This is a genomic window from Myxococcus eversor, from assembly GCF_010894455.1.
GTDB classification, from domain to species: Bacteria; Myxococcota; Myxococcia; order Myxococcales; family Myxococcaceae; genus Myxococcus; species Myxococcus eversor.
In genome coordinates this window covers 230760-252641 of the sequence record NZ_JAAIXY010000007.1, presented here as the reverse complement: position 1 = coordinate 252641, position 21882 = coordinate 230760, and the positions used below count along the sequence as shown (strand labels likewise).

At 69.0% G+C, this 21882-nt stretch carries 13 protein-coding genes; 7 read left to right on the top strand and 6 right to left on the bottom strand.

Going from position 1 to position 21882, the window contains the following annotated elements:
• Nucleotides 1-316 precede the first annotated feature (316 nt).
• From G4D83_RS16445 to G4D83_RS16415, 7 genes are all read left to right on the top strand, one after another.
• On the top strand, nucleotides 317-2581 hold the full coding sequence (locus tag G4D83_RS16445; protein ID WP_163865700.1) for an AAA family ATPase: 2265 nt from the start codon (nucleotides 317-319) through the stop codon (nucleotides 2579-2581).
• 67 nt (nucleotides 2582-2648) lie between these two features.
• Entirely contained in the window at nucleotides 2649-3620 is a 972-nt protein-coding gene (locus tag G4D83_RS16440) for a L,D-transpeptidase family protein (protein ID WP_163865699.1), read from the top strand.
• Nucleotides 3621-3649: 29 nt separating this feature from the next.
• Nucleotides 3650-4792 (top strand): LOG family protein, encoded by a 1143-nt coding sequence (locus G4D83_RS16435; protein WP_163865698.1) that lies wholly within the window; start codon nucleotides 3650-3652, stop codon nucleotides 4790-4792.
• A 36-nt stretch (nucleotides 4793-4828) separates the two neighbouring features.
• On the top strand, nucleotides 4829-5593 hold the full coding sequence (locus tag G4D83_RS16430; RefSeq protein ID WP_240356359.1) for an HAD family hydrolase: 765 nt from the start codon (nucleotides 4829-4831) through the stop codon (nucleotides 5591-5593).
• The gene (locus G4D83_RS16425) at nucleotides 5584-6378 is read left to right on the top strand and encodes an STM4013/SEN3800 family hydrolase (RefSeq protein ID WP_163865697.1); all 795 of its coding nucleotides are present in this window, start codon (nucleotides 5584-5586) and stop codon (nucleotides 6376-6378) included. The genes G4D83_RS16430 and G4D83_RS16425 overlap by 10 nt, the downstream gene beginning before the upstream one ends.
• Before the next feature lie 11 nt (nucleotides 6379-6389).
• Nucleotides 6390-7706, top strand: a complete 1317-nt coding sequence (locus G4D83_RS16420; protein ID WP_163865696.1) for an STM4012 family radical SAM protein — start codon at nucleotides 6390-6392, stop codon at nucleotides 7704-7706.
• Nucleotides 7703-8590, top strand: coding sequence for an STM4011 family radical SAM protein (locus G4D83_RS16415; RefSeq protein WP_163865695.1), 888 nt, complete (start codon nucleotides 7703-7705; stop codon nucleotides 8588-8590). Before G4D83_RS16420 ends, G4D83_RS16415 begins: the two co-directional genes overlap by 4 nt.
• Nucleotides 8591-8609: 19 nt before the next feature.
• Here G4D83_RS16415 and G4D83_RS16410 read toward each other — a convergent pair whose 3' ends face one another.
• From G4D83_RS16410 to G4D83_RS16385, 6 genes are all read right to left on the bottom strand, one after another.
• On the bottom strand, nucleotides 8610-9392 hold the full coding sequence (locus G4D83_RS16410) for a BUD32 family EKC/KEOPS complex subunit (RefSeq protein WP_240356358.1): 783 nt from the start codon (nucleotides 9390-9392) through the stop codon (nucleotides 8610-8612).
• Nucleotides 9389-9952 (bottom strand): hypothetical protein, encoded by a 564-nt coding sequence (locus tag G4D83_RS46120; protein ID WP_240356357.1) that lies wholly within the window; start codon nucleotides 9950-9952, stop codon nucleotides 9389-9391. Before G4D83_RS46120 ends, G4D83_RS16410 begins: the two co-directional genes overlap by 4 nt.
• Nucleotides 9945-10505: a hypothetical protein gene (locus G4D83_RS16400; RefSeq protein WP_240356356.1), complete on the bottom strand. Its 561-nt coding sequence runs from the start codon at nucleotides 10503-10505 to the stop codon at nucleotides 9945-9947. The genes G4D83_RS46120 and G4D83_RS16400 overlap by 8 nt, the downstream gene beginning before the upstream one ends.
• Nucleotides 10506-10813: 308 nt before the next feature.
• Nucleotides 10814-12982 (bottom strand): hypothetical protein, encoded by a 2169-nt coding sequence (locus tag G4D83_RS16395; protein ID WP_163865694.1) that lies wholly within the window; start codon nucleotides 12980-12982, stop codon nucleotides 10814-10816.
• A gap of 268 nt (nucleotides 12983-13250) precedes the next feature.
• Complete coding sequence (locus G4D83_RS16390; RefSeq protein ID WP_163865693.1) at nucleotides 13251-20156, bottom strand: type I polyketide synthase; 6906 nt, start codon at nucleotides 20154-20156, stop codon at nucleotides 13251-13253.
• 111 nt (nucleotides 20157-20267) lie between these two features.
• Nucleotides 20268-21881 (bottom strand): phytoene desaturase family protein, encoded by a 1614-nt coding sequence (locus tag G4D83_RS16385; protein WP_163865692.1) that lies wholly within the window; start codon nucleotides 21879-21881, stop codon nucleotides 20268-20270.
• Nucleotide 21882: the final 1 nt, after the last annotated feature.

Here is a 21882-nt window from a genome sequence, read left to right as displayed (position 1 = left end):
GCCGCGTTGCGACGGAGACAACCATCGACCAAATTTATTTCGTATTCAACAGTTCTCGACATGCCTGCCTGCCCTCCAGGAAACGGGGCAGGACATACTCATGGTGGGGGTTCAGGCGGTGGGATTGGAAACGTCTGTCATTGGTGGCGGATTGAGGCGGATGGTGAGGGCTTGAGCGCACCGTGAGCGGGACCGAGGAGGCATGGGGTGGCCTGGAGGGCAGGGCCACAGGCGAATTCAATACACACACACCACCCCTGGGCCCAAGAGGCTCGGCCGCGCGGGAGCGTTAGAGGTTCGGGCTCTGGAGGTGCTCATGACCTTGTCTTCGGGCGTGTGCCTGGCCTGTGGGACGCGCCTCTCCCCTGGCTTGTCCACGTGCCCGCGCACGCCCCTCCGGAGGCCCCTGGCTGAAGGGGTGCGTCGGTGGGAGGTGGGGTCGTGTCAGCCGCCGCTCGTCGGGCGGACGGCGCTGCTGGAGCGGCTGAAGTGGTGCGCGGAGGAGGCGCGGCGAGGGCTGGGGCGCGCCGTGTGGCTGGTGGGCCCGGAGGGGATGGGCAAGTCGCGGCTGAAGGACGCGCTGGTGGAGTCGCTGGCCGCCAATCGCTTCGAAATCTGGGAGGGCAGTGGCCTGGCGCTGCCCGGGACTCCGGCGGGGCCGCTGCTGGAGTTGCTGGAGGCCACCCGGGGGCTGCGGCCCGTGGCGGGCGTGGGGCGGATGTCGAGCGCGGAGGCGGAGCGCGTCGCCCACTTCCTGGAGGGGCGGGAGTGGCAGGGCATCCCCGCGAGCCTCTCCGCCGAGAGCCTGGCGCTGTTCGACGCGCTCTGCCACGCGCTGCTGCCGCACCGGGGGCCGCGCATCCTCATCCTGGAGGACTGGCGGGACGCGGACCCGCTCAGCCGGGCATTCGTCGAGGTCCTCGTCTCGAGGTTGGCGCACACGCCGGTGCTCGTGCTCGTCCTGGAGCGCACGGAGGGGCCGGCGCTCGCGCCGTCGACGGCGGAGGTGCTGGAGGTGGGGCTGCTCAATCCAGAGGATGCCGCCGCGCTGGTCGCCACGCGCCTGCGTCCGGACTGGCCCAGGGAGGCGTTGCTGCGAGCGGGCGCGGGCCACCCGCTGCACCTGCTGCATGCGATGGCGTTCCACGAAGAGCATCCGGATGCTCCCCTGCCCGAGTCTGGGCCAGCGGTCCTGGCCGCGCGCTTCGAGGCCCTGTCGCCCACGCGGCGAGAGGCGCTGCACGTGGTGAGCGCGGTGCTGGGGCCCTGCTTCCCCCGGCCGGTGCTGGGGGCGCTCGTCGGCGGGCTCTCGTCGCTCGCCGGGCTGGAGGCGGGTGGCTGGCTGAAGGCCGTCTCGGGCGGGCGGTATGCGGTGGGGGCTCGTGTTCCGGTGCCGCGTGAGGGTGTGTCCTCGGACGCGGAGGGGCTGGGGCTGCATCGGCGGGCGGCGGAGGCGTACGAGGCGCTGCCCGAGGAAGCCCGGCGTCGCGCGTGCGCGGAGCTGGTGCGTCACTGGCGCGCGGCGAAGGTGCCGCAGCGGGCGTTGCCGCACCTGCTGGAGGTCGCCGGGTGGAACCTGGCGGCGCTGGAGCCCGCGGCGGCGCTCGCGGTGTATCGCGTCGCGCTGGAGGTGGCCGGCTCGTTGTCCCTGGAGGCCGCGCGAAAGTGGTCCCGCGTGCTGTGGGAGCGCATGGGCGACGCGCATCGCCTGGCGGGGGAGCGAGCGGAGGCCGAGTCCGCCTGGCGAATCGCGCTGTCGCTCGAGGACGCGCGCGCGGTGGTGGCGACGCCCGAGCGGCTCCAGTGTCTGCGCAAGCTGGCCGCGGTGGTGCTGTCGCTGGAGCGCTACGAGGAGGTGGTGGCGCTGAGTCAGTCGGCGGGCGATTTCGAGGCGTCGCGGGAGGCGCTGCTCTGCTGGGCTTCGCTGGATGCGCTGTGCGTGCTCGCGCTGTGCTGGCTGGGGCGCTTCGAGGAGGCGGAGGCGCGGCTGGTGGTGGCGCGGGGGCGGCTGCTCCAGGCGCCGTACCAGGAGGGGCCGGGCCGGGCGAGCGTGGAGGCCGCGCTGCACCGGGCCACGGGGACGTTGCTGATGGGGCAGGGGCGGCCGGGACAGGCGACGGTGGAGTACGCGGCGGTGCTGCGCTGGACGGAGCGCGCGGGGGACACGTGGGAGCACTCCACTGCCCTGTTCAACCTGGGGGATGCCTACGCGCGCGCGGGAGACAGGGAGCGGGCGGTGCACTACTTCCAGCTCGCGTTGGACTTGAAGGCGCGCATGGGGGACCGGGGCGGCATGGCGTACACGCACCACGGGCTCGCGCTGCTGCACAGCCAGGCGGATGCGCCCGAGCTGGCGAAGGAGGACGCGGTGCGGGGCCTCCAACTCGCGGGGATGCTCGGGGACCGGAAGCTGAAGTCACTGCTGCGCTGTGCCCTGGGGCGAGCCCACCTGCGACTGGGCGAGCGAGAGGAGGCGGCGAGGCAGCTCCAACTCGCCGCCCAGGACGCCGCCGCCGCCAATGCGCGTCCGGAGCTGCTCCAGGCCCAGGCCGCGCTGCGTGCCCTGGAGGCCCGGCGCTGAGGACGCGCGTCGGGTGGAAACGCGGGAGTTGACGGAACGGTCCTCATGCGTCGAGTGTCCAGCGCGAGTGACTTCCTCCGCGCCGCGCTCCAGGTTGCCGCTGCTGTGCCTCGCCTGGGTGCTGTCCGCCCAGGTCGCCACCGCCTCCACGCCGGATGTCTTCGAGGCCTGGCTGCGTCCCGAGCACTCGGTGGCGGAGGGCTTCGCGCCGTGGCCGGATTTCGCGCGGGCCAGGCCGGGAAGTGACGTGCGCGCGCTGGCCCGGGGCCGCGTGGTGACGGTGGGCGCGAGAGGTGACAGCGTCACGCTGGAGCACCTGTACCACGAGAACCACGAGCTGCTGCGCGCCCGCTCCGAGTACTCCGGGCTGAGCGGTGTGGCGCTGCGTCCCGGTGCGCTCGTCACCAAGGGCCAGGTGCTCGGTCAGGTGGGGACGTCCGAGCGACTCGGAGTCGTGCTGCACACCGACCGCGCGCTGTCCGTCGCGGAGTCCCGTCGTTTCACCGCCGAGCGTGCCCGCCTGCCCCAGCCCGCGAGCGAGCCGGTGCTGGTGCTCATCTCCCACGCGCTCAACCAGCTCCGCCTCTACGAGCGGGGCGTGGAGCGGGCGCGGGTGGAGGTGGGCTTCGGCCAGGAGGCGGGGCCCAAGGAGCAGCGGGGCGACAACCGCACGCCCGTCGGCATGTACTTCATCGTGCAGACGGTGCGCGGGGAGATTCCCGGGCCCTACGCCGCGTACTACGGCGGCCACTGGCTGCGGGTGAACTACCCCAACCCCTGGGACGCGAGCCGAGGGGTGAAGCAGGGCTGGCTCACACAGAAGACGCGCGAGCGCATCGCCCGTTCCTGGGAGGCCCGCGAGGCGACGGATGCCACCACGCGGCTGGGCAGCGGCATCGGCTTTCACGGGTGGGCGGGCGAATGGTCCCTGGAGGCGAGCGGCGGCCGGCTGTCCTGGGGCTGTGTCGTGTTCCACCCCCGCGATATCACGGCGCTGTATGACCGGATGCCGCTCGGCACCATGGTTGTCCTCTTCTAGTAGGGCCCGAGGCATGGAATCCTTCGCGGGTGATTGAGCTAGAGACTCCCGAGGCCTTCGAGCAGCACCTTCGCGACGGGCGCACCCTGGTCAACGTCGTCATCCAGGGGTTGGACCTGCGGGGCTACACGCGTGAGCTGAGCGCGGCGCCGCTCGCCGGAACGGTGTTCCTGGGCTGTGAGCTGGAGAAGGACGCGCTCCAGGCCGCGCTCGCGCATGGGGCCCTCGTCTTCCCGCCGATCTCCGGGGTGCCGTATCAACCGTACCGGGGCGGCCTGTACTCGCCGGAGGAGCTGTACGCGGGCTTCGACCGGACGCGGCCGGAGACGTACGCGGACACGCTGGACGCGCGCATCTACCGGCACTGGGAATCGCACGGACGGGGTACGCCGCCCACGCTGCTGGAGACGCTCGCGCAGCGGCTGCATGACCATGCCGTCACGGATGCGATGGAGGACCTGCTCGCCGCGTCGGGGCCGCCCCGGAAGGTGGTGGCCATCATGGGGGGACACTCCATGAAGCGTGGCAAGTCCGACTACCGCGAGGTGGCGACGCTGGCGAGGGAGCTGACGCGCGCGGGCTTCTTCCTCGTCAGCGGCGGAGGCCCGGGCGCGATGGAGGCCACTCACCTGGGCGCCTGGTTCGCCGTGCGTCCGGAGGCGGAGCTGGACGCGGCGCTCGCCATCCTCGCCCAGGCGCCCAGCTACACGGACCGCGAGTGGCTCGCGCGGGCCTTCGACGTGCGCGCGGCCTTCCCGCTGGAGCCCAAGGATGTCTTCGCGTGCTCCAGCCTGGGCATCCCCACCTGGCACTACGGCCACGAGCCGCCCAACCCCTTCGCCACGCACATCGCCAAGTACTTCGCCAACAGCGTGCGCGAGGACGGGCTCTTGACCATCGCCCGGGGCGGAATCGTCTACGCGCCCGGCAGCGCCGGCACCATCCAGGAGATCTTCCAGGACGCCTGCCAGAACCACTACAACAGCGTCGGCGTCATCAGCCCGATGATCTTCCTGGGCCGTGAGTTCTGGACGCAAACGCGCCCCGTCTATCCGCTGCTGGCGCAGCTCGCGCAGGGACAGGACTACGCTCGGCACCTGTTGCTCACGGATTCGCGGGAAGAGGTCCTTCGCGCGCTGATGGAGTACGACTCCGCGCTCGTCGCGGGTTGAGCCGCGGTCTTCGAGTGCATCGCGAGGAGGAGTCTCATGGAACCGTACAAGCGGTATCGCCACCTGTACGAAGACCAGAAGTGGATGAGCAAGCCGCGCGCGTTCGGCAAGTACGGGCCCGCGCGGCCGAAGGCCATCTTCTTCGACGTCGACAACACCCTGGTCGACCGCGAGTCCGCCGTCGTGCGCTACTTCGAGGACCTCATGACCCGGTTCTCCGACGTGTTTCCCGAGCATCGTCGAGCCGAGGACCTGGCCACCCTCCAGAAGTTCGACGAGCGGGGAGAGCGTGACAGGGAGGCCTTCTGCGCCGACGTGACGACCACGTTCTTGAAGGAGCTGAAGGCGAAGGAGTTCTGGTTGGACTTCCAGTCGAAGGTGTCGAGCTTCGTGGTCGGCGACCCGAAGCTGGCGGCGTGGCTCGACACGCTGGCGCGGCGCCAGCCCGTCCAGGTGGTCTCCAACGGCTTCTCGGGAACGCAGCGCTGGAAGCTGCTCACCGCGGGCCTCTACCACTCCGTGCCAGATGGCTTCTATTCGAGCGAGGTGGGCGCGGAGAAGCCGGACCCGGCCATCTTCAAGGCCGCGCTGAAGCACGTGAATCGTGAACCCTTCGAGGTCCTCCACATCGGCGATGACCCGGTGCGGGACATCGTCGGCGCGACGCAGATGGGCTTCGCCACGTGCTGGGTCTCACATGGGCGGGAGTGGCCCGTGGCGCTGCCGCCTCCGACCTTCACGGTGGAGCGCATCACCTCGCGACACGAGTCCGTCGCGGAAGTGATTACAAAATGGACATGAACACGGTGGTCGGCTCGCACGACCTGCTCTTCCTCACCCTGGACACCTTGCGCCACGACGTGGCGACCGAGCTGGCCATGGCGGGGCGCATCCCGAATCTGTCCGCGCTGATGCCGGGAGGTCAGTGGGAGGAGCGCCACTCGCCCGCGAGCTTCACCTACGCCGCGCACCACGCCTTCTTCGCCGGCTTCCTTCCCACCCCCGCGCGTCCGGGCCGGCACGCGAGGCTGTTCTCCATGCGCTTCGAGGGCAGCGAGACGACGGGGCAGGGAACCTGCGTGCTGGATGCGCCGGACCTCGTCACGGGCCTGTCGGCGCGCGGCTACCACACCGTGTGCATTGGCGGCGTGGGCTTCTTCAACAAGCTCAACCCCTTGGGCAGCGTGCTGCCAGGCCTCTTCGCGGAGAGCCACTGGAGCCCCGAGCTGGGGGTGCGCGAGCCTCGTTCCACCGAGCATCAGGTGGCGCTGGCCGTCCAGCGACTCTCGGCCGTGCCTCGGGAGCAGCGCGTGTTCCTCTTCATCAACGTCTCAGCGCTGCACCAGCCCAACCGCCACTATCTGCCGGGGGCCGCCGAGGATTCCGTCGCGTCCCACGCGGCAGCCCTGGAATACGTGGACAGTCAGCTCCCACCCCTTTTCGCCGCGTTGCGGCGCCGGGGACCGGCTTTCTGCATGGTCTGCTCGGACCACGGCACGGCGTACGGCGAGGACGGTTATAACGGTCATCGCGTGGGCCACCCCGTCGTCTGGACGGTGCCCTACGCCGAGTTCACCCTGTCGTGAGAGTCCTCACCATGACGCGCCTGGAGCAGATGCTGGGGGAGACGCCGTATGTGGCGTACCTCTATGGCTACCCGCACAAGACGGCCTACCGGCCCTTCACGCCGGCGCTCTCGTTGGAGTCGGTGTGGGCGGAGGAGCGGCGAGATGCCCTGTTCCTCTACTTCCACGTCCCGTTCTGCGAGATGCGCTGTGGCTTCTGCAATCTCTTCACGGCGGCGGGGCCGAAGCAGGACGTGGTGGAGGGGTATCTGGGGGCGCTGGAGCGCGAGGCGCACCGGGTGAAGGCGGCGCTGGGCACGGCGAGCTTCGCGCGGCTCGCGGTGGGAGGAGGCACGCCGACGCTGCTCGACGTGGCGGGGCTGCACCGCGTGTTCGACCTGGCGGAGAAGGTGCTGGGCGCGGACCCTCATCACATCCCCGTCTCGGTGGAGGTGTCTCCGGAGACGGTGGACGCGGAGAAGCTGCGGGCGCTGCGCTCGCGCGGCACGGACCGGGTGAGCATCGGCGTGCAGAGCTTCATCGAGGCGGAGGTGGCCGCGGTGAAGCGGCCCCAGCAGACGGCGCAGGTGGAGGCGGCGCTGGACCTCATCCGCTCGACGGGGTTCCCGACGCTGAACCTGGACCTCATCTACGGCATGGAAGGGCAGACGGTGGAGACGTTCCTGTACTCCATCCAGCAGGCGCTGCGCTTCACGCCGGAGGAGGTGTATCTCTATCCGCTCTACGTGCGCCCGCTCACCTTCCTGGGGAAGAAGGCGCGCGCGTGGGATGACCTGCGAATCGCGCTGTATCGCGCGGGCCGCGAGTTCCTCCTGGCGCAAGGCTACACGCAGGTGTCCATGCGGATGTTCCGCGCGCGCCACGCGCCGGACGCGGGAGGCCCGGTGTACCGTTGCCAGGAGGACGGCATGGTGGGGCTGGGGTGCGGGGCGCGCTCGTATACGGGACAGGTGCACTACTCGTCCGAGTACGCCGTCGGTTCGCGCGAGGTGCGCTCCATCATCGCGTCGTACAGCGCGCGCACGTCGGAGTCCTTTGGCGAGGTGGGGTACGGCTTCCGGTTGGACGGTGAGGAGCGGCGGCGTCGGTACATGCTGCTGTCGCTCCTGGCGGAGGGCGTGGACTTCGCGACGTACCGCGAGCAGTTCTGCACCGACGTGCTGGAGGACTTCCCGGAGCTGCTGGAGCTGGAGGTTCACGGGCTGGCGCGGCGGGACGAGACGGCGCTGCGGCTCACGGCCGCGGGCGTGGAACTCTCGGACCTGATTGGCCCCTGGTTGCACTCGACGGGGGTGCGTGAGTTGTCACAGGAGTACGCCTGGCGATGAAGCTCACCGTGCTCTATCGAGGTCCGCTGTCGAGCTGCAACTACGGCTGCGAGTACTGTCCCTTCGGCAAGTGGAAGCACACGGACGAGGAGCTGGAGAAGGACCGCGCGGACCTGGAGAGGTTCCTGGCGTGGGTGGAGTCGCGCACGGGGGACACGGTGTCCGTGTTCTTCACGCCGTGGGGTGAGGCGCTCATCTGGCCCTGGTATCAGCAGGCGCTGGCGCGGCTGACGCATCTGCCGCACGTGGAGCGGGTGGCGGCGCAGACGAACCTGTCGTGCAAGCTGGACTGGGTGAAGGACTGCCGAGCGGAGAAGCTGGGCATCTGGGCGACGTATCATCCGGAGTGGATGAAGCGCCGTCGCTTCGTGGCGCAGTGCGAGACGCTGACGGCCCTGGGCGTGCGGCACAGCGCGGGCATGGTGGGGTTCCTGCGCTTCGCCGAGGAGGCGGAGGCCTTGCGCCGCGAGCTGTCCGACGACACGTACCTGTGGATCAACGCGGTGAAGGACGGGCAGGAGGAGCCGTACACGCCCGAGGACGTGGCGCGCTTCACAGCGGTGGACCCGCTGTTCCCGGTGAACAACGTGCGGCATCCGAGCCTGGGGCGGGCGTGCAGGGGAGGCGAGTCGGTCATCTCCGTGGATGGAGAGGGAACGGCGCGCCGGTGTCACTTCATCGATGAGCCGATTGGGAACATCTACGCACCGGACTTCGACCAGGCGCTGCGTCCCCGGCCGTGCGCGAAGGCGACGTGCGGGTGTCACATCGGCTACGTGCACATGGACTATCTGGAGCTGGACCGGGTCTTCGGCTCGGGGATTCTCGAGCGTGTGCCGGTGAAGCCGCTGTGGCGGAGGCAGGACGTGCCGCTGCGCGAGTAGCGGAAGCTCCTCTCGTGAGTCACGACAGCAGCGTCAACTCGTGGCGAAGGTGCTCCAGCCATTCGATGAGCTGCGCGTCCGGCAGGTGATGTGAGCGGCTCTTCCAGAGGGCTCGCTCCAGCCCGCGAGGTGGACGCAGGCGGGCTTGCAGGGCCTTGAGCACGCAAGGCTCGGAGTAGGCGCGCAGGAACGCCATGGCGAAGGAGCGTGCCTGTTCCCGCGTCGAGCACCCCCTCAGGTCGAGCAGGAAGACGAACAGGTCATCCGCGTGTCGCTCGTCGGAGTTGAGGTGGGCGTCGTGCTCGGTCTCGAAGTCGATGAGCCAGGCTCGCTGCCCCGCTTCGTCATAGAGGACGTTCTTCAGGTGGGCATCGCCGTGGGACCACGGATGCGAAGCGTGGGGCGGTGTCAGGCCATGCGCTCGATGCAGCTCCCGCGCGGCGGCTTCCACCATCGGCGTCGTCAGTCGTCCTTGCGCGAGCAGGAGGTCGAGGCGCTCACCCGGAAGCGCCTCGAGGGCGACGGCGCGGGCGCCCCGTGTTTCCGCGGTGTGGCCCGGGTGGAGGAGAGCGAAGGTGGACAGCTCCCAGTCGCGCCAGCTCTTCGTGGAGGGAAACATCCGGATGTGGCTGCGAGACAGGCGCAGGAAGACGTTACCGGCGGCAATCACCGCGCCCATGCCGAGCCGGCGCTGCTTGTGCCAGAGCGAGACGTCCTGACGGACCTCCAGTGCCACGGTGTTGACGCGCACGGCGTCCACCGCGAGGGCGAGTCCTCGACTCCACAGCTCCGCGAGACTCACGCTCGCAGGTCCTCGTACCAGTGGACCACCGCGAGACATCCCAGGCACCAGCAGCGGACCCAGCCGCGACCGACGAGTCCACCGAGGAGCATCACTCCGGCCAGCATGAGTACGGTGCCGACGGCGTGCGAGGTGCCACCGGCTCGGCGCAGCAACGCGCGCCCGCTGCGCCAGGGGTGCTCGACGCCATCCATCAGCAGGGGAAACAGGAAGAGGCCCTGGACCTCGGCGGCATAGAACGCGAGCACCGCCAGCCCCAGACCGATGGCGTGCGGCAGGCCGAGGCCCACGGCGAGTCCCCAGCCACAGAGGGCAGCGAGGAGCGCGCAGCCATACTTGAGTGCGCCCCAGCGGCCCGCATGTGGCAGTGCGGTGGGGACGGGACGCCCCCGGACCTGGGCGAGCGCGTGGGCCATCCACGTCGCGCTGCTGGCGAAGCCCCCGCGCCATGCGCTCCGCGCTTCATGGGCGAGTGTCGAGCCCGGCGCGTCGTAGAGGTGGGCGGCGCGAGTCAGCAGTTCGATGCCCCGGCTCCACGGGGAGCGCGGATACTCAGCCATGAAGGTGCTCACGAACGAAGCAGAAGTGCGCCCAGGCGAGGAACGCCGTCGCATGGCCGAGGAGCAGGGTGCGATGCAGCAAGGACTCCCAGCGGTCGCACCGCCGACGGTGAAAGACAAATTCGTCGTAGCAGATGAGGACCACTGTCCCCATGAGGAGGACGAGCACGGGGAGCAGGAACACGAGAGGGCGGTGTGCCACCGAGGCGGCGCACATCAGCAGGAAGAGCGGGAAGCCGCCGCCAGCGAGGGCGAGGAACTCCGCGCGGTGTTCATTGGGGCCGACCCGGAGTTGTGCCACGCGGTGGTAGCGCCAGTCCGCCACGCCAGCGACCGTCGCGGTCGTTCCGGCGAGCGCAATCACCCAGAGCTCCCACGGGTAGCGGAGGGGCTCGGCGAGCCATGAGAAGCGCGGTTGGCTCGACACCACGAGCAGGGCCACTGCGAAGAGCGCGCCTGGGGCGAGAGAGGCCAGGAGATTCGCGGAGTCGCGCAGCCGCGCCAGGGGCACGCGAGTCGGGGGGACGGTGAGCTGGGAGGCTGCATTGTCCATGGAGGACCGCCGGGAGCACGGCGACGCCCCAAGAGCGTCGATGCGCGCGATTCTCGGGGCAAAGCCCCAGGAGAATCCAGGTTCAGCCCGAGGTTCGGGGGCGACCTGCGCTGACCTGCTCTGGATCCGGCCCCCAGGTTTGCCCGCTGAGCCATTCCCGGCGCTCCGTCATGGGCCAGCGCGGTGCAGGCTCTCACCCCCACTCAACCTGTTCGAAGAGGGCGTGCAGTCTGGCCACGCGCGTTGTCCTCGGCGTTCAGGGAGAGCGAGCCCGTGAAGTCGAAGCTCGCCCACCCTGAACGCTCGCGTCAGTGGGTGATGGACTCCGCGGGACGAATCGTGTCCAGCGTCTCGTCACGGAACTCGGAGGCGAACTCCTTGCGCAGGTCGAATATGGCCTTCACGGTCTCACGGTCCTTGATGGGGCCGGGCTTGAACGGCTCGTCGCCATCGACCGGGCCCACGGGGTCGATGGGAAGCACGCCCGCTATCTCGGCAATCCTGTCCAGCAGCTCGGATTTGAGCACGGCGGTCTTGGTGCACGAGGTGCACAGCGCCAGTTCGTTGAGTCGGCGCCAGCGGCGGTCCAGGTCGGCGAAGCGCCACCTGTAGCCGCTGCCAGGGAACTGCGTGTCGCGGACGGAGAGGAAGAAGCCGGGCCCGCCGCCCGTGAGGAACCTGGAGAGCGCGGCGGGAATCCCACCAGTGGGCTTCACGTGGGTGAAGCTGGTCGCCGTGTCCTTGCTGTGGCAGCCCTGGCAGGTGTTGAGCGAGAAATCATGCCGCGCGCAAACCTCCCGAGTGTCCGCGGGGTTGATGCTCACGGCGCGCCAGAAGTCGGGAGGCACCAGCGAGTTGCCACCCCGGAAGTCCTGGCCCAGGTAACGGTAGGGCACGGTGTAGTTCGACGTGCACTGGCCGGGAGCGGGCCCCGAGCCGAAGGGCACGGTGGGCAGCACCACATTGCGCACGTAGTCGTCGACTTCCAGACTGCTGTTCGAGTCATAGACGTCGTCATCGGGGCTCTGGGCCACCGTGTGGGGACGCAGCGGCCCATTCGCCGGGGTGTCGGAGTTGCTCGCCGGCTTCTCCACCGAGAGGGTGAACTCCCGCAGCTCCCACCCGCCATACCGAGGCTGGAGGGAGACCTCGTTGGTGCGCAGTTGGTTGAGCGCGCTCCGGTTGCCCTTCTTGGGCGCTGCGTTCGCCGTGACCACTCGCCTCGTCAGCTTCTCCAACGCGTTGAGATAGTTGTAGTCGAATGACGCGAACGTGCTGAGGTCCAGCCAGTTCCGGGCCCACGCCACCACCGGGCCGCAGCCATTGATGGGCACGCCGTACTCGATGATGACGGTGAACTCCGACTCGGAGCACCAGGTCTCACCGAGGCCCATCTGAACGGCGAAGACGAACCGCAGCTCTCCAGCGTCCACTGGCTCGGCGGTGGTGGTACCGCCATAGCCGGACTTTCCCTTCGTCGTGCGGCCCATGTCCGTCCTGTTGACGATGGCACGCAGCGCAAGGGGCGCCATGTCCAGGTCAAGCGCTCCGCTCAACACGACGCGCATGCGTCCGGTGGCATCCGTCACCAGGGTCGCGGAAGCGCCACTGGCGGTGGCCCAGGGCTGAATGACCCTGGGGAAGATGAAGGTGCGGGCCGCCACCTTGTCGCCGTTGATGACCTGCTCGTTGAGCCAGGTCTCCAGCCAGCGCAGGGTGAACTGCTCCGGCGACATGCTCGAGTTGGCCGCCATCTGTCTCATCAGATGGGCGAACGTCCATGCCCCACCGGGAGTGCCCCACTGCGTGCAGGCGTTCCAGGTGCGGAATGGATCCGCGACGACCTCCTCGGCGGTGATGAGCAGGGACTTCTCCCACGCCGCCCAGGAGGACCTCGGCGTCCGGGCGCACAGCGCGCCGGCCACGGTTGCGCCCTGGCGGAAGACCTCCTGTTCGAACAGCTCTCCCTTGATTCGCTTCGTGGGCGACAGCCCCTCGAACACGACGGTGTCCTCGGTCGTGTCTCCAAAAACGCCCTTGGCGAGAAGCTCCTCGTTTTCGAAGCGCCGCGCGAGCTCATGCTCCTCATCAAACAGCGACAGCGAGGTGAAGAACTCAGGACCCGGCGATTTGGAAATGACCCCCATCTCTTCCAGGACATCCGAACGGAAGAGGACCACGGGGCTCTCCCGCGTTCCCATCACCCGAATCAAGCTGTCCTTGAGGCTTTCATTGGCGGGGGGTGGCAGGCGCGTATGAATCGCCAGGTTCTCCTCCAGGTCGGTGGGCGATTTCGTCCGCTGGATGAAGGTGTTGGTGACCTTCCTTGTCTCTGCCTCGGGCAGATCGTCCAGCCGCTGGAGTTCGGCCTCCGGGTCCTCGGCGGGTTCGCCTGGGTTTGCTTTGTCCTTCCGCGCCGGTTCGGAGCGGTCCTCTGCTGTCGTCTTGTCCGTGCAGCCTGTGAAGAGAGTCAACATCCCAGTCAGACAGAGCACGAAAGACACCGCGCCCGGCCTACGACGGATATCCCTGTCCATTGGCACCCCCGCGCGAGCAGGCGTGACAGGTCGTCACGCAAGTCGCGCCTGAAGTGTATGAGGATTGCCTGTGAAGGAAAGACTGGGTTTGAGGGGACTCGCGGGCTTCCCCTTGGTATCGCGATGTCTGGATGGGACGTCTGTGGCGTGGAGCGCTACAGGAATAGTGTGGTGGCGTGTTTGGACAGAGCGCTTGTAGCGTGGGGTGTTACAGGTGCATTGTGTGTGAATGTGGACCGGAGGCTGTCTGGTTTTCCGGAACCGCGCTGATGGACAGGCGCGTGGACAGTTCGCGCAGGGACGGGCCGCTCACCACCTCCATCGTGGACAGCTTCACGCCCAGCTCGCGCTCCACCGCCGTGACGATTTCCAGGGCCATGATGGAGTCCATTCCCAGCTCACGGAGGGGCTGGGTGGGATTGAGTGAGCCTTCCTGGGTGCGCATGACCCTCGCCACGATTCGAGAGAGGGTTTGGGTGACGAGCCCGCGTCGGGTGTCCTCGTCCATGCCCGCGAGGGCGCCAGGCTCGTTGCTGGGGGCTTGCTCCGCGGTCTTCAGCAGTCCGACGAGACGCCGAGCCCCACTCCAAGGCACGAGCGCCGCACCCAGGCGATTCCAGTCCACGTCCGCGATGGCCAGTTGCACGGGAGGGGCGTCCAGGACGCGCCCGAGTGCCTGGAGCGCGGCACGGGTGGACAGGCCGCGCAGCCCCAGGTGTTCCAGGTGCTGCGCCACGTTCGCGTTGCGCGCGACGAGCCCCGCTTCTCCCAGGGCCCCCCACTGGAGTGCCGTCGCCGCCAGGCCCTGCTGTCGCCGGTACACCGCGAGCTGGTCCAGGAACGCGGTGGCTGCGACGTAGCTGCCTTGCCCCGCGTTGCCGATGAGCGAGGAGATGGAGGAGAAGAGAATCAGGTGGTTGAGCGGCGACGCGCGAGTCAACAGATGCAGGTTCCAGGCTCCTTGGGCCTTCGCGGCCATCACCCTGTCCAGTGAGGCCCGGTCCAGGCGCTCCAGCGGCTTGTCGTCCAGGGCGACAGCGCAATGGAAGACGCCTCGGAGCGGAGGGAGTTCGGCGCGCAGGCGCGTGAAGACCTGCTCCAGGTCCTCGTACCGGGCCACGTCCGCAGACACCGCGAGGACGGTGACACCGCGAGTGCTCCAGGCCGCGAGAGCCTCACGTGCCTCCTCGGACGATGCGCCTCTCCGACTCACCAGGACCAGATGCCGCGCGCCTTGCTCCACGAGCCAGCGCGCGACTTCCAGTCCAAACCCTCCGAGGCCACCCGTGACGAGATACGTGCCGTCGGCGAAGAGTCGCTCGTGCCGCGCGGGCGGAAGGACGCGCAGCGCCGGGTCCTTCAGGGAGATGCACACCTTGCCAATGTGCTTGCCTCTCGCCATGGTCCTGAAGGCCTCCTCCACCTGACTCGCGGGCCAGGAGCGGGAGGGCAGGGGGTGGAAGCTCCCTTCCTCGAAGCGCTGCAGCACCTCCTGGTACAGCTCGCGCACTTCTTCGGGACGGCAATCCAGGAGTCGGTCGAAGTCGACCGCCGCGTACATCAAATTTTCGTTGAACGGACGCAGGCGGAGCAGTTCGTCCTGCTCGAAGCTGGCCTTGCCCAGCTCGATGAACCGTCCGAACGGAGCCAGACAGCCGAGGCTCCTCGTCATGACCTCACCGGGCATGAAGTTCAGCACCACGTCCACGCCACGCCCTCCTGTCCAGGCGTGCACGTCATCCGCGAAGCTCACGTCGCGGGAGCTGCTCACGTGGGTGAGGCCGTGCTCGCGCAGGTACTGACGCTTCTCGTCACTTCCGGCCGTGGCGATGATGTCCGCGCCGCACCAGCGGGCGACCTCGATGGCCGCGAGCCCGATGCCTCCCGTGGCTCCATGGATGAGGATTCGCTCGCCCCGGCGCAGTCGCGCCACCCGCACCAGCGCGTGGTACACGGTCATGAAGACGATGAGGTTGGCACCCTCCTCGAAGGTCAGGTGCGCGGGGAGCTTCACCACGTGCCCGGCGGGCAGGACCACGTGGGATGCCACGAAGCCCGGGGCGACACCGTAGACGCGGTCTCCCACCGCGAAGTCCGTCACTCCCGCGCCCACGGCGCTGATGCGCCCGGCTCCCTCCATGCCGATGGCGTCGCCGATATAGGTGTTCTGCTTCACGCGCGCGGAGAGCAGGCCCAGGGCCTTCATGATGTCCTTGAAGCCCAGGGCGGTGGTCTCGACCTCGATTTCGACTTCACCGACGCCGGGAGCATGGCGCGCGCGTGGCACGAAGCCGAGCGTGTCGAGTCGTCCTTCCTCTCCGAGCACCAACTCGTAGCCCATTCCCTCGGGGACTGGCATCAGTGGTGGGCCCTCCGCGAGGGATTGCGCTGAGGTGAGGGTGCCACGCACGAGGCGCGAGGCATGGAACAGCCCCTCGCGCTCGGCGACCTCCTGCTCCTCGCCGAGTCCACGCAGGCGGACCAGCAAAGCCTCGACGCTCGTCGGAGCCGCGTCGAGGTCCACCCACGTGAAGCGGAGGTCAGGGCGCTCCGTCATGACGGTCCGGGCCAGCCCGAGCAGCGGCGCATGTTCCAGCGAAGGCAGGTCTGGCTGTTCCACGGCGAAAGTCGGAGCCGTGTTCCCGAGGACCGTCGCGTCTGACGCACCCGGCAACGGCTTCGCACCTGGCGTGCCCTCGACCGAAGCGGACACCAGCTCGGCACGAGTGGTGATCAGGTAGTAGCGCTCGATTCGACCGGGACGCAGCGCTTGGACTCCTCGCAGGAGCGCCTCCGCGGCATCCGTTCCCCGAAACACGGGTGTCTCGCTCTCGGGAGCCGAGTCGAGCCAGCGCAGGTCGACGAGCCGCACGCGCTCCTGCTCGGGCAGCCCTCCAACAATCGTGTCCAATGAGATGGCGTCAGTGACGTGGTGCCAGCCACGCGCACCTGCCTCTGGCGCCGAGCCACCCAGCACCACCCAGGTCACCTCTTCCCGCGCAGCTGGCTCCGCGGGCTCGATTCGCTCCCACTGACGCAGGTACACGGAGCGCTCCATCAGTGCCGCATCGTCCGAGGCAACCCGAGGCAACAAGCGGCACGTGAAGCCCGTGATTTCGGCCAGGACGGTGCCGTCTTCCGTCATCAGCGTGATGTCCCCACGCAGGGTGGCTCCGCTCACGGAGAGGAGTCGCCCATGGGCGAACAGCTCCCGGCCCGGGAGGCCGAGCACCTGGAGGCGCTCGATGCCCGTGGGCACGATGTCGTGCTTCGCCTCTTCCGTCGCCGCCGCGATGAGGCTGTGGAACGCCGCATCGAGCAACACGGGATGCAGATGGTAGCCCCGCTCGTCCACGGAGGAGGGGAGAGACAGTCGCGCGAGCACCTCGCCTGATGCACGGTGCAGCGTCGTCACCGCGCGGAAGGCAGGGCCGTAGCTCAACCCCCGGCGCTCAAGCGCGGCATAGAGCGTGTCGGCGTCCGTCAGGTCCGACATTCGCGCCTGAAGCGCCGCCACGTCCACGGTGTGGGTCGCGCGCCCGGTCGAGACCAGCTTGCCTCGAGCGCAGACCACCGGCTGTTGCTCTTCCTCCTGTCGCTGGACGTGGAAGGACGACGTCTCGGACGAGAAGCTCAGCCGTACACGAGGGCTCGAGTCCTCGCGGAGCAACATCGCCGACGTGAGCTCCAGTTCTTCGATGCAGCAGCGCGCATCCCCCGTGAGCGCGTGCCTCGCCGCCAGCGCCAGTTCCACATGTCCCGCGCCAGGAAAGAGGAGGCTGCCAGCCACCCGATGGTCCGCGAGATAGGGCAACGCCGCGAGGTTCAACTCCGCCGTCCACGTGGGGGCGGGGCCCGGCTCGGAGTCCATCAGCAAGGGATGCCCCACGAAGGCGCGCCGTCGACGTGCGGAGCGTGGGCTCTCTTCCCAGTAGGTCTTGCGTTGCCAGGGCGTGCGCGGCGCTCCTGAGTAGGCGCCCGCTCCGAAATACCCCGGCCATGAGAGCTCCGCCCCCAGGACATGGAGTCGTCCGAGCGCGGCGGCCATCGTCTCCTGCTCGGGCGCCTCACGCACGAGCGATGCGATGACCTCGCCGCGCGCCTTGGACGCGCTCAGGACGTCGCGGATGGACGAGGCCAGCACCGGGTGCGGGCCCACCTCCACGAACGCTCCATGCCCGTCCTCCACGGCTTGACGAAGCGCCTGCGCGAAGCGCACCGAGCCTCGGACATTGTTCCACCAGTAGGTGGCGTCGTGACGCTCGCCCGGCTCCATGCGTCGGCCGGACACCGTCGAGTAGATGGGAATGCCCGGCGCGCGGGGCCGCAGGGGTTTCAGGGCGGTGAGCAGCTCTCCCTGGAGCGGGTCCATGAGCGGGCTGTGATACGGCACCTCGACCTGCAGGAAGCGGTGGAAGCGTTGAGCCGCGGCCAGCTCGGAGGCCACGCGCTCCAGCGGGGCACGTTCGCCCGCGAGGGTGACGGAGCGCTCACTGTTGATGGCCGCGACGGCGATGCCAGGGCCGTGACGCTGGACCCATTCGAGCGCCTCGTCCGGCCCGAGTCCCACCGCCAGCATGGCGCCATGCCCCGCGAGCCGTTGCTGGAGCCTGCTCCGATGGAAGGCGGTGAGCAGCGCGTCTCGCAAATCCAGGGCCCCTGATGCCCACGCCGCGCCGACCTCGCCGATGCTGTGCCCCACCACGGCGTCGGGGACGACTCCCCACGAGGCCCACAGCCGCGTGAGCGCCACCTGCAACACCGCGTTGGCGGGCTGTGCCACCTCCGTGCGGGTGATGCGCGAAGACGCCTCGTCCCGCGCCAACTCCTCGGCGATGGACCTCCCCGCCAGCTCGCGAAAGAGGACGTCGCACTCCTCCACTGCGTCGCGGAAGACGCGCTCGGTGGCCAGGAGCTGTCGTCCCATGGCCCACCACTGCGGACCCATCCCTGTGTAGACGAAGAGGACCTTGTGGCGCTCGGGAGGCTCCGCGAGGAAGTCCAGGCCGGGGACATCGCGCTGACCCTTCGAGAAGGCGCGCAGTGAGGTCGCCATGGTTTCGCGACTCGTGCCGCGGAGGGCCAGTCGATGACGAGGATGGGAGCGGTGCACGGCCGCGTCGCGGCAGAGTTGCTCCGGCGTTCCTCGTCCTGTCTCCAACCAGGTGGCGTAGCGACCCGCGAGCGCGGACAGGGCTTCGGGTGACTTCGCGCCCAGGGGCAGCAGCAGGGGGCGTCCTTCCGGGCGTCGGGGAGTCAGGGTGGCCACTCGCGGAGGTGGCTCGGCCAGGACGACGTGAGCGTTGGTGCCTCCGTAGCCGAAGGAGTTCACTCCCGCGATGCGAGGCTCCGTCCCGCGCGGCAACGACTCCGGACGCGTGGGGATGTGCAGGCCGAGCGCGTCGAGCGGAATCTGGGGGTTCACCTTCTCCAGATGCAGGTGCGGCGGCACGGTGCCGTGCTTGAGGACGAGGGCCGCCTTGATGACGCCCGCCACACCCGCCGCCGCTTCCAGGTGCCCCAGGTTCGTCTTCACCGAGCCCATCCGGCAGCGCTCGCCGTCACCGCGTCCCACGCCTGTCACCGTGCCGATGGCCCGCGCTTCGATGGGGTCACCTACCGGCGTGCCCGTGCCATGGGCTTCGACATACGCGACGCTGTGCGGGTCGACGCCTGCCTTCGCGTACGCCTCGCGCATCACGGCCACCTGCGCTTCAGCATTGGGCACGGTGATGCCCGGCGTTCGCCCGTCTTGATTCACGGCGGTGCCGAGGATGAGCGAGTGGATGGGATTGCCATCGCGCAGCGCGGATGACAGGGGTTTGATGACCAGCATCGCGGCGCCCTCGGCGCGCACGTAGCCGTCGGCCTGGTCGCTGAATGCGTGGCAGCGGCCTCGGGGAGAGAGGAAGCGCCCCTTGGACATGGTGACCTGGGTCTCCGGGAGGAGGAGGACGTTGACGCCACCGACGAGCGCCGCGTCGCTCTCCTTCGCCCAGATGCTCTGACACGCCAGATGCAGCGCGACGAGCGAGGACGAGCAGGCCGTGTCCATGGAGACGCTGGGGCCTCGCAGGTCATAGAAGTAGGACAGCCGGTTGGAGAGCATCGTCAGCGTGCTCGCCGTCGCCGAGTGGCTGTCGAGCCGCTCCCGGTTGTCCGGGCTCGCGTGCAGGATGAGGTTGTCCATCATGAAGCCACCGACGAAGACGCCGGTGCGGCTGCCCGCGAGGGTGCTCGGTGGCACGCCCGCGTCCTCGAGCGCTTCCCAGGAGACCTCCAGCATCAAGCGCTGCTGCGGGTCCAGGGCGTTGGCCTCGCGCGGGGTGATGCCGAAGAAGCCCGGCTCGAACTCGCGGAGGTCCTGCTGGAGCAGCCCCGCTCTCTGCACGTAGGTCCGGCCGGGCGCCTTGCCAGAGGCATCGTGGAACTTCTTCGCATCCCATCGCTCCTCGGGGATATCGACGATGCACTCGCGCCCTTCCATCAACACCGTCCAGAAGCCGTCTGTGTCTTCGATGCCGCCAGGAAGACGGCAGCCGATGCCGACGATGGCCAGCGGCTCGCGCGTGGAAGCCGCGGCGGTGTCGGCCCGCGCGCCTCGCAGGTCGAAGCGGCGGCGCAGCTCCTCGTCGGGCTCCGGGCTTCGCGCCTCATGTCCCAACACGCTCTGGATGATGCGGGCCGGTGGGACGGAGCCCTTCGCGTCGCGGAAGACGGCGCGCACATAGCCCGTGGCCACGGGGCGCTCGGGCTCCGATGGCCTCCGGAACTCCTGCTGGAAGTAGAGCCAATGGTCGTCCCAGGCGGCCAGGCGGGTGCCCAGTGCGTACTTCTCGAACAGGCGCAGCGAGCCTCTGAACTGGAGCGATGTCTCGCCGACAGGGACGACCCAGCGGTGCTGGAGCAGGTCCGACAAGAGCCCCGCGCGCACGAGCAGGTCGACGCGGCCCAGATCCATCATCGCCAGATAGCGGCTGTTGTTCATGTGGCCGAAGAGGTCCAGGTCCGTGGGCAGGACGCGCCAGTGCGTGACGCTCTCCTCCAGGGGGGCCAGTCGTCCTCGAGTCGGTCCGCGCAGGAGGGTCTGGAGCAATCGCAGTGAGGGCTTCATGGTGGGGCCTTTCGCGCGAGCCAGGAGCGTCCAGGCATGCGCCGGTACAGCGGTCGCCCGGTTCTCGGGCGCCGTCGGAAATGGAGAGAGGGCGGGAGTGCCTCGCGGCTGTCAGGCCGCGCGGCGGTAGGCGGATGACTGGCGCTCGATGTCGCCGAGGACGTTGCGCCGCAGGATGACGGAGGCGGCCAGGACGCCGGACATCAGGGACGCGCCGACGCCCACGGAGACAGCGTCCTGTCCCACGAGGAGCAGGTCGCGGATGGGAAGTCGCGAGCGCAGCCAGGGTTGGCGGAAGCGCTCCGGGCTGTGCTCCAGCCCGTAGATGGAACCACGAGGCCGATGAGCGAAGTGCGCCGTGCTGAGCGGTGTGGACAGCTCCTGGTGCTCCACCCGTCCACGGAGCTGGGGGAACTGGTCGAAGACGACGGAGAGCAGCCGCTCGGTGAGCTGGGCCTTGAGAGCCTCATACTCGGGCCCTCGTCGGTGCCAGCGCGTGCCCTCCCAGCGCTCGAACCAGGAGTAGGGAGCCGGGCACACGGCGGTGAGCGTGGAGCGCCCTGGATGTCGTTGCGTCCACGCGGGGTCTCTCGCGGACGAGGAGCTCAGGTAGACGACGGGCAGCGGGGACGAGGCGTCGTTCCTGAACGCGCGCAGGTTCGCGTCATGGTCATACCCGGCATGGACCCACACGTTGGTAGCGGGCAGGCCTACCTCCTCGGGCGAGCCTCGGAGGCCGAGATACAGGCCCAGGTGTCCGATGGACTGGGGAATCCGTTGGAGGGCCCGCACGGCGTCAGGAGGACGCCAGCGCTCCGGCAGCAGCACGCCCAGCGTCCGTGCCGCGCCCGCGCCGCTGATGACATGCCGGGCCAGGAGCTCTTCTCCGCTCGTCAGGCGAACGCCCAGGGCGCGGCCGTCGCGCACCAGAATCTCTTTCACCTCGGCGCGGACGCGAAGCTGTCCTCCGGCGCGGGTGATGACCGGGGCAATGGTGTCCAGGATGCTCCCGGCGCCTCCCACGGGATAGCAGCCGCCCTCCAGGTAGTACTCGGCCATGAGGGCATGCATGGCGAAGCTGCTCTCTCCGGGTGGCAGCGCGTAGTTGCCCCACTGTCCCGTGAGCACCCCCAGCAGTCGCGAGTCCGACGTGAGCGAGCGCAACACGTCCCCCGTCGTGCGATTCGAATGGCGCCGGAAGGGCCAGCCGAGCACGGGATACGTGAGCGGTGTCATCCAGCGGGGAAGGACGTGCTGGATGAAGTAGCGCTGCGAGGCCCGCTCCACTCCGCGCAACAGGCCCAGGTATGTGGCGATGGCCTTGCGCTCGGACGGAAAGGCGCGGCCCAGCTCCTCCTGGAACGCCTCCGCCCCAGCGATGAAGTCATGGCTCCGGTCGCTGAAGACGAGCCTGTCATACACAGGCGCCATGCGCGCCCAGCCGAGCGCGCCGTCGGTGACGAAGTCGAAGACCTGGCGCAGTTGCGCGTTCGGGTCATGCACCTTGCCCAGACAGTGCACGCCGACGTCCCACTCATAGCCCTTGCGTCGGAAGGTGTGGGTCATCCCTCCGGCGATGGAGTGCTGCTCCAGCACGAGCACCTTCATTCCGTGCCGGGCGAGCACCGCTGCGGCGCCCAGGCAGCCGATGCCCGAGCCGATGAAGATGGCGTCGAAGGACGCACCACTCGCGGACGCGTCGCCGCGTGGAGAAGGGGAGTTCATG